At 71.5% G+C, this 13,091-nt stretch carries 9 protein-coding genes; 3 read left to right on the forward strand and 6 right to left on the reverse strand.

Annotated features, from left to right (window positions below; translation table 11 throughout):
• Positions 1-69: 69 nt before the first annotated feature.
• A complete protein-coding gene (locus ABT186_RS05955) occupies positions 70-570 on the reverse strand; it encodes a YwqJ-related putative deaminase (RefSeq protein ID WP_351226064.1) in 501 nt (166 codons plus the stop codon).
• 264 nt (positions 571-834) lie between these two features.
• On the opposite strand from ABT186_RS05955, the gene ABT186_RS05960 reads away from it, so the two are divergent.
• The 3 genes from ABT186_RS05960 (at position 835) to ABT186_RS05970 (ending at position 5,927) form a co-directional block, all read left to right on the forward strand.
• Complete coding sequence (locus ABT186_RS05960) at positions 835-1,872, forward strand: SMI1/KNR4 family protein (RefSeq protein ID WP_351226066.1); 1,038 nt, start codon at positions 835-837, stop codon at positions 1,870-1,872.
• Positions 1,873-1,880: 8 nt separating this feature from the next.
• On the forward strand, positions 1,881-4,817 hold the full coding sequence (locus tag ABT186_RS05965; protein ID WP_351923788.1) for an SUKH-4 family immunity protein: 2,937 nt from the start codon (positions 1,881-1,883) through the stop codon (positions 4,815-4,817).
• Between the two features lie 225 nt (positions 4,818-5,042).
• On the forward strand, positions 5,043-5,927 hold the full coding sequence (locus ABT186_RS05970; RefSeq protein ID WP_351236809.1) for a DivIVA domain-containing protein: 885 nt from the start codon (positions 5,043-5,045) through the stop codon (positions 5,925-5,927).
• A gap of 28 nt (positions 5,928-5,955) precedes the next feature.
• Here ABT186_RS05970 and ABT186_RS05975 read toward each other — a convergent pair whose 3' ends face one another.
• From ABT186_RS05975 to ABT186_RS05995, 5 genes are all read right to left on the reverse strand, one after another.
• Positions 5,956-7,593, reverse strand: a complete 1,638-nt coding sequence (locus ABT186_RS05975) for a sodium/solute symporter (RefSeq protein WP_351236811.1) — start codon at positions 7,591-7,593, stop codon at positions 5,956-5,958.
• Positions 7,590-8,036 carry a DUF485 domain-containing protein gene (locus tag ABT186_RS05980; protein ID WP_351923790.1) on the reverse strand — a complete coding sequence of 149 codons (447 nt, stop codon included), beginning with the start codon at positions 8,034-8,036 and terminating at the stop codon, positions 7,590-7,592. Before ABT186_RS05980 ends, ABT186_RS05975 begins: the two co-directional genes overlap by 4 nt.
• Before the next feature lie 198 nt (positions 8,037-8,234).
• Entirely contained in the window at positions 8,235-10,217 is a 1,983-nt protein-coding gene (locus ABT186_RS05985) for an RICIN domain-containing protein (protein ID WP_351923792.1), read from the reverse strand.
• A gap of 618 nt (positions 10,218-10,835) precedes the next feature.
• Entirely contained in the window at positions 10,836-11,339 is a 504-nt protein-coding gene (locus ABT186_RS05990; protein ID WP_351236817.1) for a GNAT family N-acetyltransferase, read from the reverse strand.
• Positions 11,340-11,360: 21 nt separating this feature from the next.
• Positions 11,361-12,854 carry an MFS transporter gene (locus ABT186_RS05995; protein WP_351236819.1) on the reverse strand — a complete coding sequence of 498 codons (1,494 nt, stop codon included), beginning with the start codon at positions 12,852-12,854 and terminating at the stop codon, positions 11,361-11,363.
• Between the last annotated feature and the right edge of the window lie 237 nt (positions 12,855-13,091).

Genomic DNA, 13,091 nt, shown 5'->3' on the forward strand with positions numbered 1-13,091 from the left:
TCGTGGTCCGGCGTGTGTGCCGTCGTGCGGTGTGCGGGGGGTGGGGGTGGTCGGCTCGGGGCCGTGGGGTCAGTTTTGTGCTGTGGGGTCGATGATGCGTACGCCGAAGTGGTCGCTGAGTGCGGTGCAGGCGCGGCAGGGTGGGGCGTAGCTGCCGTGCAGGGGGTCGCCGTCCTCGCGGATGCGGCGGGCGGTGAGCTTGGCCTGTTTGAGGGCCCTGCGGGCTTCGCCGTTGGTCATGGGTTTGCGGGCGGCGCGTTTGCTGCGGGCTGCGTCGGTGGCGGCGATGTGCCGGGAGATGAGGATTGCTTCGGCGCAGCGTCCGGTGAAGCGGTCGCGTTGGCCGCTTGTGAGGGTGTCGAGGAAGTCCTGGACGAGTGGGTGCAGGACGGGTGGCTGGTCGCCGCGGGCGGCGGTGCCGGTGAGGGTGGCGCCGCGGACGGAGAGGGCGGCGGCGATGGTGGGGAGTATGCCGTCGCGGCGGTGTTGGAGGGTGGGAGCGGGGGCTGCGTCGGTGGTGCTCCAGCCGATGCGTGGGTCTCCCGACGTGCCTGTTTGTGTCGCGTTCATGATTGTCTTTCCCCTCCCTTGCATCCCCCCGGGAGGAGACAGACTGCCAAATGCCGTGGCGGGTGCGGAAGCTGGGGCGCTGCGACACGCCAGTAGCTCGGCGTACGGTCACGGCGGGGTGACGGCTGGTCACGGTGGTGGCCGATGGCCGACGTCGGGGAACCGGTGGGCCGGTGACCGGTGTCGTCGTACCGCATAGGCTGTGGACATCCGCGATCCACAGGGCCGTTGAGGCCAGACAGAGCGCCGCAGGGGGCAAACGCCATGACGACAGGTCGGCTCGGGCTGGGGGCTCCGCCCAGCCGCCAGGCTGGGGGACAAGCCGCGCCGCCGAACGCGGCTTATGCCGGGCAGGTCGTGCATTTTCCGGACCCGGTGAGGGCGGCTCGTCACCCGAGAGGGGTACGGGTCGACGAGCACGGCTACCCCGACTTTTCGCTGTATGCCCGTGCTGCCGCGGAGATCGCGGAGCCGCCGGAGGGTTTCGGCGTGGACGAGTTGCGGTTGACGGACTATGTGTCGGCGAACGCGGCGCAGGCGGCGGCGGGGCATGAGTTGTGGGACACGATTCCTGCGGTGGCGACGCCGCATGGTTGGACGTGGCATCACGTTCGGGGGACGCGCCGTCTGGAGTTGATTCCGGTCGAGGTGAAGGCGCTGCTGCGGCACCATGGTGGGGTTGCGACGGCGAATGTCGATCAGGGCAAGCGCGGTACGCGGCCGTTGCAGGAGACGCGTCCTGCGCATTTCGGGTTGCCGAAGTCGTCGGTGGCGGTGACGGAGCAGCAGGTGCAGGGGGTCGAGGAGGACCTGGGGTACCGGTTGCCGGGTGCGTACCGTTCGTTCCTGAAGGCGGCGGGTGGTTGTGCGCCGGTGGGGGCTGCGCTGGATGCGGAGTTGGGGCTGCTGGTCGATCAGCCGTTCTTCACGGTGCGCGATGAGGCGGCGGTCAACGACCTGGTGTATGTGAACAAGTGTCTGCGCGATCATCTGACGAAGGATTACCTGGGCGTCGGTTTTGTGCAGGGCGGTCTGCTGGCCTTGAAGGTGAAGGGTGACCGGATAGGTTCGGTCTGGTTCTGTGCGTACGACGACGCGCGTGATGTGGATGCGTCGTGGGCGCCGGCGGAGCGTGTGCAGCGGCTGTTGTTGCCGTGCGGTGATGGCTTCGACCAGTTCCTGTCCCGGCTTGCGGGCAATCCGCCGGAGTTGGAGACCGTGGCGAATCTGATGGTGGACGGCGGGTTCGCGCGTGCGGTGCCGGTGTCGTCTGCGTCTTCGGCGTCTTCGGTGGGGGAGTGAGCTGAGCGATGGTGACGTTCGCGCAGGCGCAGGAGCGCGCGGAAGAGTGGATCAACGGGGATGTGCCGTCGTACCAGCATCGTGAGGTGCGGGTGCGGGAGTTCGAGCTCGGGTTTGTGGTGTGGGCGGAGGACCGGGCCGAGGGGCCGCGGTCGGACGGGGGTGCGCAGCGCCTCGTCATCGCTCGTGACAGCGGTGAGGCGACGCTGTGGCCGGGGCTGCCGGTGGGTGAGGTGATCCGCCGGTACGAGGAGGAGTACGGGGCGAAGGATGCGGGGCTGCAGGCTGCGCCCGCGCCTGCGGCCCGGGTGGATCTGAACCAGACGTCGTTCCTGTTGAGTCCGCCGGAGTGGCTCCAGGAGGCGGCGGACAGGATGGGCATTCCGGATCGTCGGCAGGGTGGCGGGTCGTCGTCCGGGGCGCCGTCCGACGGTTCGGGTTCGCGTCCGGCGGCGGCTGTTGCGGCGGCGGATGTCCCGGCCGCGCCGGCTTCTCCCGCACCTCCCGCTTCTCCGGGTTCTCCGGGTTCTCCGGGTTCCTCGGGTGGTGCGGGTGCGGTGTCGGGTGCGCCGTGGCCTTCCGCCGGGGGCGGCGACGAGGTGCGGGACGCGGTGCCGGGTGTGCCGGCGGGTGCGACGCCGTGGGCGGGTACGGACACCAACGGGGACGGAGGCGAGGACCGTTCGGTACCGCTGCCGGCGACCGTGTTCGCGCCCCCGCTGAGCGAGGCCGACGACGCGTCCACGCCGGACGCGAAGACCGCACTGATAGCGGGCGGCAGCCAGCTGCCGCCCACGGCGGTGGCTCCGGCACTGAACGAGCAGGGCGCGGGCGTGCCGGGTACGCCTACGCCGGGTGTCCCGCAGGCTCCGGGTGTCCCCGGTACCCCGCCTCCTGGTGCGCCGTCGTACGGCTATCCGCAGGGTCCCGCCGGTGGTCCGGGTATGCCTGCGCCGGGTGTCCCGCAGGCTCCGGGTGGTCCCGGTACCCTGCCTCCTGGTGTGCCGTCGTACGGCTATCCGCAGGGTCCTGCCGGTGGTCCGGGTATGCCTGCGCCGGGTGTCCCGCAGGCTCCGGGTGGTCCCAACGCGCCGCAGCCTCCGGTCGGTTCGTCCGTGCCCGGGCGGCCGCTCGCGCCGAACGCCGGGGAGATCGCCGACGCGGCGACCAGCAAGGCGGCGCCTCCTCGGGGTGGCCGCGGTGCGGGTGCGCCGCATCCGCCGGGTGCTCCTGGAGCGCCGGGTGCCGTGCCTCCGCCGCCCGCGCCCGGTGTGCCGGGTGCCCCGGTGGGCGGTTATGTGCCCACGCAGTTCGTCTCGCAGGTCGGCCCGGACGGGCCCGAGGGCGCGGCGGGACCGGGCACCCCTCCGCCCGGGGTGCCCCAGGCTCCGGGTGCGCCGAATCCGCCGGGTGGTACGCCTCCGCGCGGCGCGCACTACGAGGCCACGATGCTCGCGGGCCCGGCCGTCGGCGGTCCTGGTGCTCCGGGCGCCCCCAATCCTCCGGGTCCGCCCAACCCTCCGGGTCCGCCCGGCGCTCCCGGTCAGCCGGGTGCTCCCGGCGCTCCGCAGCCTCCGGGTGGTACGCCTCCGGGCGGTGTGCACTACGAGGCCACGATGCTCGCGGGCCCGGCTGTCGCCGGTCCCGGCGCGCCGCAGCCGCCGGGTGTCCCGGGCGCTCCTGGTGTCCCGGGCGCCCCGGGTGTTCCCGGGGCTCCGGGTGCCCCGGCTGTTCCGGGCTCGCCCGGTGTTCCCGGTGTTCCCGGGGCTCCGGGTGCCCCCGCCGCTCCCGGCGGCCCCGGTGCCGTACACCATGCCGAGACCATGCTGGCGGGCCCGCCGGTCGGTGGTCCGGGCGCGCCTCCGCCCCCGCCGCCGGGTGCCCCGGGCATGCCGCCCGGCGCTCCGCAGCCGGTGCAGGGGCAGCCCATGCCCGGACAGCAGCCGTCGTACGGTTATCCGCCCCAGGGCCAGCCGACGGTCGGCCCCGGCTACCAGGCCGTGCTGCGCTACCGCGCGCAGGACGGTTCCGAGCAGCAGCTGATCCGGCGTTCGGCGCCGGGCATGCCGCACCCGGAGTGGCAGATCTTCCACGAGCTGCGCGGCATGAACGTCCCGCCGGACCAGGTCCTCGAGCTGCACACGGAGCTGGAGTCGTGTGAGCTGCCGGGTGCCTACTGTGCGCGGATGATCCGGGAGAACTGGCCGCAGGCGCGGATCACCAGCATCGCCCCGTACGGCACCGACCATGCCTCGCGTCAGCAGGGCATGCAGCAACTGCTCGCGCACCAGGGTGAGTTGCACCAGGTGGCGGACGGTCCGGCGCGTCCGGGTCCGGTGCGTGCGCCGCTGCCTGCGGTGCAGCCGGCGCCGCCGGTCCCGCCGGAGGCGATTGCGCAGGAGCTGGCCGGTGCCTTCGGGCCGGGGGTCTTCCGGTTCGACCAGGCCGCGGTGTCCCGGCAGGGCGTGCCGCCGATCGTGGCGCACACCCTGGTGGTGGCGGGGCTGCCCCTGGAGATGGGTCCGTTCTTCTGGGCGCAGGCCCAGCCGGGTCGTGCGGTGCCGACGCTGGCGGAGTTGGCGCAGGAGCGCGGGCTGCAGCCGGCCGCGGACGCGGGCTCGTATCTGGTGATGGGCAGCGACTTCGGCAGGGCGATCTGTGTGCAGTACGGCACGGCGAACATCGTCGCTGTGCCGGTGGAGGCGGCGCCGGGCGGTGCTTCCGTGCCGCCGCAGTTCGTGAACACGGGCCTGCCCGAGTTCGTGCGCTGTCTGGCGCTGCTGGGCCGGATGTGGCGGCTGCGGTTCGGTCTCAACCAGGAGCAGGCGGGCCGTTGGACCGTCGACTTCCAGGCGCAGCTCGCCTCTTTGGACCCGGCGGCGCTGGGTTCGCCGGAGAGCTGGTGGTCGGTGTTGCTGGAGCAGATGTGGGACGGGTTGCTGTGATCCATTTCTGACGTTCCGTCAAGGGCAGGGCCCGGTCGTACGCCTTCGTACGACCGGGCCCTGCCCCTTTTCGGGTGGTGTCCCGCCTTATCCGTTGCTTATGTGCGGAGTGTCGCGTTATAAACACTTCCGTCTGATCCATCAAGATGTGCGCGAAATCATCGGTTCATGGCGATCGGTTCATGGCCATCGGTTCATGTGGGTCAGGTGGAGAGGGGTTCCACGTTGAGCAGCGCTTCGGAGTCGCCGCACGGCTTTGCGTCCGTGCGCCGCGGCTACCGTCCCGACCAGGTCGACGCGTACACCACGGCCCTCTCGCGGGACCGTGACGCCGCCTGGGAGCGGGCCGCCCGGCTGACCGTGCTGGCCAAGGAGATGGAGGCCGACCTGGTGCGGCTGCGGGAGACGGTGGCGCAGCTGGGCCCGCAGACGTACGAGATCCTCGGCGACCGGGCCTCGCGGCTGTTCGACCTGGCGCAGGAGGAGGCCGCCGGCGTCCGGGAGGAGGCGCGGCGAGAGGCGGAGTGTCTTGTTGCCGGAGCGGAGGAGGCGGGCCGGCGCCTGCGGGAAGACGCGCAGGCGTACGCCGACGAGGTGCGCGGCGAGGCCGAGGAGCGGATCCGCACCCGGCTGCTGGCGGCCCGGGCGGAGGCCGACGACGTACGGATCGTGGCGCGGCGCGAGGTGAAGGAGGGGCGCGGGGAGGCGCTGGCCGCGCTGCGTGAGGTGCGGCAGCGCACCGAGGCGCTCCTTGCCGAGCAGGAGCGGGAGCACGCCGAGCGCTGGGAGGGTGAGGAGCGTGCGGCGGCGGAACGGGTCGCGGAGCTGGAGGCGTCGGAGGCGGAGCGGGTGGCGTGCGCGGAGGCCGCCCTGTCGGAGGCGAAGCGGGCGCTGGCCGAGGCCGAGGAGTCGGCCCGGCAGGTCCAGCGGGACGCTCAGGCGCGCGCCGCCGAGCTGGTCGCCGAGGCGCGGCTGCGGGAGGACCGCATCGCCCGGGAGACGGAACGGGTGCTGCGGGAGCACGGTGAGGTCTGGGACTGTGTGCAGGCCCAGATGGATCATGTCCGCAACAGTCTTGCGATGCTGACGGGCCGGGCTGCCGCGGAGTAGGTCCACCACGCGGGAGCCCGGCTCTCGCTCAGCTGCTCCTGCGTACCGCCCCCGCCAGGATCCAGCCCTCCACCGCCTCGTACTGGCGGCGCTGTTCCGCTGCCTGGCGGCGGCCGGAGGCGATGGTGCCCAGCCAGCCGTAGGCGAAGCCGAGCGGGATCGAGACCAGGCCGGTGGTGGTGAACGGGAACCAGTTGAAGTCGGCTTCCGGGAAGGCCGCGGCGGGGGATCCGGAGACCAGGTTGGTGCCGGTCATCAGGACGAATGTCGTCACCGTGCCGCCGATGAGCGTGCACAGCAGGCCGGTCCGGGTGTAGCGGCGCCAGAAGAGGCCGTACACCAGGGCCGGTGCGATCGCGGATGCGCCGATGCAGAAGGAGAGTGTCACCAGCGGCTGCAGGCTGCGGTGCTGGACGAGGGTGGCCAGCAGGATCGCCAGGGCGCCCACGGCCAGTGCCGACAGGCGTGCCACGGTCATCTCGCGGCGCGCTGTCAGGTCCCGTACATGGGCCGCGAACACGTCGTGGGCGAGGGAGTTGGCGCAGGCGAGGATCATTCCGGCCACGGAGGCGAGCAGGGTGAGGAAGATCGCCGTCGTCACCGCGGTGAACAGCAGGGTGCCGCCGACCGACACGTCCCGCCCGAACGCCGCCCGGGAGCCCAGCAGATAGGCCGTGCGGCCCTGCGGGTCGGCCGCCGCGATGGTGGCGCGCCCGACCAGGGCCGTCGCACCGAACCCGACGACCGTGATGATGGGCACGAACAGGGCCACCGACGGCACCGCCCAGGACATCGAGCGGCGCACCTGCCGGGCGCTGTTCGCGGTGTACATCCGCATGGTGATGTGCGGCAGACAGGCGCCGCCGAGCACCACCGTCAGCTCCGAGGTGATCATGTCGATGCGGGGAGCCGGGCCGCCGGAGAACTCCAGGCCCGAGTGCAGGAAGGCGGGGCCGACCCCGCTGTTGTTCGCGGCGGCAGTGAAGAGCGCGCCCGGGTCCCAGTCGAAGCGGTGCAGGATCAGCGCGGCGACGGCAGCTCCGGAGCCGAGCAGCATCACGATCTTCAGGATCTGGATGAGGGCGGTGCCCTTCATGCCGCCGATCGCCGCGTAACTGATCATCAGGGTGCCGATGCCGACGATGCAGCCCGTCTTCAGGGAGTTGCTGGAGAAGCCGAGGATGAAGGCCAGCAGATCGCCGGTCCCGGCGAGTTGGATCAGCATCATCGGCAGCAGCGCGGCGATGGTCACGATGCACGCGGTCATGCGCACCGCGCGCCCGGGCATCCGCCGTGCGAGGACGTCGCCCATGGTGAACCGGCCGGCGTTGCGCAGGGGTTCGGCCAGCAGGAACATCAGCAGCATGAGCGACAGGGCCGTGCTCAGCGCGAGGACGACTCCGTCGTACCCGGTGAGCGCGATGATCCCGCCGGTGCTGAGCACGGTGGCGGCGGAGATGTAGTCCCCGGCGATGGCGAGGCCGTTGCGCATGGGGGACAGGGAGTTGTAGCCGGTGTAGAACTCGTCGAGGTCGTCGCGGTCGGGCCCGGTCATCACGCACAGCAGGAGCGTGATGGTGGCGATGGTGGTGAACGCCACCAGTGACATGGCCTGCGCCGAACTGCTGAATCCGGTGAGCCCGCCGACTGCGCTCGCCGTGGTCATCGTGCGGCCTCCCGCTTGGCGTCCAGCGTGGCCTGCCTGCGGATGCGGTCGGCGATCGGGTCGACGGTGTGGCGGGCCGTGTACTCGTACACGCCGATCGCGAGGCAGGCGACGGGGACCTGGAGCAGGCCCAGCAGCAGGCCCATGGTGAGGCCGCCGGAGACCGCGGTGGTCATGAAGGACGGCGCGAACCCGGACAGGAGCAGGAAGAGCGTGAAGTAGCCCAGCGCGGTGAGGGTGGCCACACGCCGCTGCCAACGGTAGGCGTTGCGCAGGACACGAAGGTCGCTGTGGTGCCCGAGCGGCGCTTGGCGTGGCAGCCGCCGCCGGGCCGGCTCGGCGGGCGGCGGCTGCCATGGGTAGGTCGGACAGGACGGTGGCGCATGGTGGTGCGGTGCTGAGTACTCGGGGGACGAGTGGGGCGAGATGAACGCGTCGGACATCCCGTTTCTCCTTGCGTGGCTCGGGTCCGTAGCGGCGGACCGCAGGGAGCGGGGGGCGGCGACGCACGTTACTCGCGCGTACCGAACCGCGTGGAGTTTTGGCCAAACTGAGCGGTCGGTACGCGCTTACCTTCACCAAGCTGTGTCGTTACCCGCGGTCACCCCGGTGCCGGACGTCCCCCGAGGCCGGGTGGTGCGTCAGGTGACCGTCCATTTCTGGTTGTCGCCGCCGTTGCAGGACCACAGGACGAGGTTCGTGCCGTTGGCCGTGGCCGCGCCGTACGCGTCCAGGCACAGGCCCGCGTTGACATTGGTGATCGTGCCGTCGGAGTTGACGTTCCACTTCTGGTTGGCCTGGCCGTTGCAGTCCCAGATGACGACCTTCGTGCCGTTGGTCGTACCGAGGTTGTAGGCGTCCAGGCACTTGTTGCCGTACACCACCAGTTCCTTGCGGGAGGTGTACGTCCAGGACTGGTTCTGGCCGCCGTTGCAGTCCCAGAGTTCCGCCTGGGTGCCGTTGGTGATCGTGTTGTTGTACATGTCGGCGCAGCGGCCGGACTGCTTGCCGACGAGCAGCGAGCCGGTCGTGCCCAGGACCGGGCTGACGGCGATGGTGCCCAGGGCGGGCAGCGAACTACCGGAGAGGGTGAGCGAGTTGGCCGCCCCCTTGGAGAGGTCGGCCTGGACGGAGACCGTGCCCTGGGTGGAGCCGGTGGGCGGGAAGGAGACGGTTGTGGAGGTCTGCCCGTTGACCTGGAGAGTCGCCGTACGGGCGGTGGAGGCGGTGTTGGTGTAGGCGATGTCGACGACGTTCAGGCCGGTGCTCGCGGCGCTCACACCGGTGTAGTGCCCGGTGGAACTCGCCGTGTACGTGCTGCTCGCCGCCTCCGTGCCGCCGCTGACCTTGAGCATCACCGTGCCGCCCGCCGGGACGCTCGTGGTGTAGCCCGTGGCGTACGTGCCCAGGTCCTTGTGTGCCCAAAGGTCGCGGACCGTGGCCGAGGCACCGGTCAGGCCGAGGTCGGACCAGCGGACGGTGATGTTCTGCGCGGAGGAGGTGCGGTTGAGCAGGACGACCGCGCGGTTGCCGGTTCCGGACAGCACCTTGCCGTACACCTGCAGCCCGGAGGTGTCCTCGGCGACCTTGGCGCCCTGCAGTCCGCGCGCGTCCTGGTCGACCGCGATGACCTCCGGGTTGGTGAGGATCCCTGCGGTCTCGGACGTCATTGTCGTCAGGTCGTTGCCGGCCAGCAGCGGGGCGCCGGAGATCGCCCACAGCGCCATGTGGGTGCGGTTCTGCGCGGCGGTGAAGCCGCTCATGCCGACCATCAGCATGTCCGGGTCGTTGTAGTAGCCGGTGTGCTGGGCCGCGGGGTGCAGGGTCTGGTCGAAGTTGGACAGCAGGTTCGTCATCGACGGAGAGTTGCCGTAGTAGATGATGTCCGTGCTGGTCCGCCACATCGGGGCCTGGCCCGGCGCCCAGTTCCAGGGGTTCTGCTTGCCCCAGTTGCAGATCGAGAGGGTGAGCGGGCGGCCGGTGGTCGCGGACGCCTTGGCGACCGCGTCACTGATGGACTTGTACGTGCTCGCCGCGTCCAGGCCCTCGGCGTCACCGCCGCACCAGTCGACCTTCACGAAGTCGAAGCCCCACTTCGAGAACTGGAGCATGTCCTGGTCGTAGTGGCCCTCGCTGCCGGTGTTGGCGGCGGCGGGGCGGCCGGTCGGGAAGTAGTAGCCGCAGCCGTTCTTGCCGGCGTCGGTGTAGATGCCTGCCTTGAGCCCCTTGCTGTGGATGTAGTCGGCGATGGCGCTCATGCCGCCGGGCCACTCGCTGGTGTCGACGGTGATGTTGCCGTTGCTGTCACGGGTGCCCTGCCACCAGCCCTCGTCGATGTTGACGTACTGGTATCCGGCGGCCGGGAGGCCTGTCGCGACGAACGCGTCGGCCTCCTTCTTGATGACGCCGTAGTCGATCTTCGAGGCGAAGCTGTTCCAGGAGGCCCAGCCCATGGGGGCGGTGGGCACGGATATCTGCCGGGCGGTCGTCGCGGCCTGCGCCGGGCCGGGCTGGGCGAAGAGGAGGGCTGCCGTCGCGGTCAGGGCGAGTGCGAGGAGGCGTACGGCGGCGGCTCTGCAGCGGCTCGGGAAGCTCTGCGGGCGCGGTGGGGGCGGGGGAAGCATGCGGCTCCTTGTTTGTGCGACATGTCGAACAAGGGTCGGCGAACCGAACGTGATGCGGCGCCGAACGTAGAGCCGGGGGAGGGCGAAGTCAACGGGTGGGACATGAGAGGGAGTTGATGGTGCGTGCATCCAGGTCGAGCCGGAAGCGGGTGCAGGTCGCGAAGTCCACGACCGGCTCGAAGCCGCGGCGCCGGAGCAGGGCGACGCCCCGGTCGCTGCCGTGTGTGACTCCGGCGAAGACTTCGGTGGCGCGCAGGGTGCGGGCGGCGCAGGTGTACAGGGCGGCGCAGGCGGCGGCGAGCCCGGCGCCGGTGGGGGCGCCGTCGAGCCGGTAGCCGGTAGCCGGGTGCCGTAGCGGGGCGGGGCGACGGCCACCAGGTCGATGCGGCCGACGAGTTCGCCGTGCAGCCGGATGCCGGGGCGCAGGCCCGGGATGGGGTCCTCGCCCAGCTGAGCCCGCACCCGGTCCGGCGTGGCCCGGCGCTCCTCCTGGTGGTCACCCAGCCTGCTCAGTGCTCGCGGTTGCGGTCGGGCACGCGGTAGTACGCGTCGGCGTCCTCGATCGTCAGCGTGCTCAGGACCAGGCCGGGGATCCGGGCCGGGAGCTCCAGGGCCGGTTCAGGGGGACTTCCGGGACGGGGCGAGGAGCCGGCGCCGGTAGCGGACGCCGGGGCGGCCGACAAGGACGGTGTCCTCCACGGCGGTGAAGCCGTTGCGTTCCAGGACGGTGCGGGACGCCGCGTTGTCGTACGCGGTGACCGCGGTGAGGACGGTGAGCCCGTACGACGCGGCAGCCACCCGGCACACCTCCGCCACCGCGGCCGTCGCGACGCCCCGGCCCGCTGCATGTTCGCCGACGCGGTAGCCGAGTTCGGCGCAGCCGTCCTCGACGTCGACGAGGTTGACCCGGCCGAGCAGGACTCCGCGCTCGTCCGTGACGACGTGGAAGTGGCAGACACCGGCGTCCTGTTCGGCAAGGAGGGCGCGGTGGCGGGAGGCGAACTCGGCGAAGTACGCGTCCCCGCGATCCGACACCGAGCGGGCGAAGTACGCACGGTTCTCCCGCTCGAAGGCCAGCAGGGCGTCGGCGTGTTCGGCCCGCAGCCGCTCCAACTTCACCATGGGCCAAAGGATATGCGGGGCTCAGTCCTTGAGGACCGGGAAGCGGCGCGGGGCGAGGAACAGCAGCACCAGGAACGCCAGCGCCGCCGCGCACGACGCGCCCAGGTACACCGCGTGGACCGCGTCCGCGATCGCCCGCCGTGTCGCCTCCGGGGCGGTGCCCGTGTCCAGGCTCCGCGTGACCGAGTCCAGGTCGCCCGCACCGCCCAGGCGTGCGGCCAGGACGCCATTGGCCACCGCGCCGAAGACGGACGCGCCGACGGTCTGGCCGGTCTGACGGCAGAAGAGAACGGACGCGGTCGTCGTACCGCGTTCCGCCCAGCCCACCGTCGACTGCACGCCGACGATGAGGGGAAGCTGGAAGAGTCCCAGTGCGCCGCCGAGCAGAAGCATCAGGAGGGCGGGTTGCCACGCCTGACCCGGGTACGGCAGGAACGGGAACGCCAGCAGCAACAGCGCCGCCGCGCCGATGCCCAGCATCGCCGTGTCGCGGAAACCGATCCGCCGGTACACGTGCTGGCTGAGCGCCGCGGACACCGGCCAGCTCAACGTCCATACGGAGAGCACGAACCCGGCCGCGACCGGCGCGAGACCGAGGACCGCCTGGGCGTACGTCGGCAGGAAGACCGACGGGGCCACCATCAGCAGCCCCAGCGCGCCAAGCGCCAGATTGACCGCGGCGATCGTACGGCGCCGCCACACCCACCCGGGGATGATCGGCTCCGCCGCCCGCCGCTCGATGGCCACCACCACCGCGACCAGCGCGAGTCCCGTACCGAACAACGCCAGGGAGGGCGGCGACAGCCAGGGCCAGGCCACCCCGCCCTGCACCAGTGCCGTCAGCAGCACGCCCCCGCACGCGAACACCGAGAGCGCGCCCGCCCAGTCGATACGGGGACGGGAGCGCCTTTCCCGGTGCGGCTCGTGCAGATGGCGGGCGATCAGCCACAGCGCGACCGCGCCGATCGGCAGGTTGACCAGGAAGATCCACCGCCAGTCGGCGTACGCGGCAAGCACCCCGCCGACCGCCGGGCCCGCTACCGCGGACACCGCCCACACCGTGGACAGTTTGGACTGGATCTTCGGGCGCTCTTCGAGGGGGTACAGGTCGGCGGCGAGTGTCTGCACCGTGCCCTGCAGCGCGCCGCCGCCCAGGCCCTGCACGATGCGGAACGCGATCAGCGCCCCCATGTTCCAGGCGAGCGCGCACAGCAGGGAACCGGCCAGGAAGACGGACGCGCCCGCGATCAGCACGGGCTTGCGGCCGAAGGTGTCGGAGAGCTTTCCGTACACGGGAAGGGTGACCGTGACGGCCAGCAGATAGCCGGAGAAGAGCCAGGAGAAGACGGAGAAGCCGCCGAGATCGCCGACGATCTGGGGAACGGCCGTCGACACGATCGTCGAATCGAGTGCCGCCAGCGCCATCGAGAGCATCAGCGCGGCGACGACGGCGCCGCGCCGGTGGGTTCCGGTCCGCTGTGCGGCTTCGCGTATCGCAGGTCTGGTACCGCCCACCGGATGCCCCTCCCCGTGCACTTGTCCTCCGCACGCAAGTTTCCCACTGGGCCCGCCCGTCGCCCAGCCACCACCCCTCAACGACGCGCTTCGCGCGGCACCTGCTGATTGCGACGGGAGGGTGGAACCTGACTGGGCCGGACGGTGGAGCCGACCCTGAGAAAAACTCCACCCTTCGGTGGACTGCCCCTAGGGGTACCTCCGCACTGGGGCTCGGGGAGGGCTCGTACCGGCGGA

Origin of the sequence: Streptomyces sp. NPDC001634 (assembly GCF_040298185.1) — a bacterium.
In the GTDB taxonomy this organism is placed as follows: domain Bacteria; phylum Actinomycetota; class Actinomycetes; order Streptomycetales; family Streptomycetaceae; genus Streptomyces.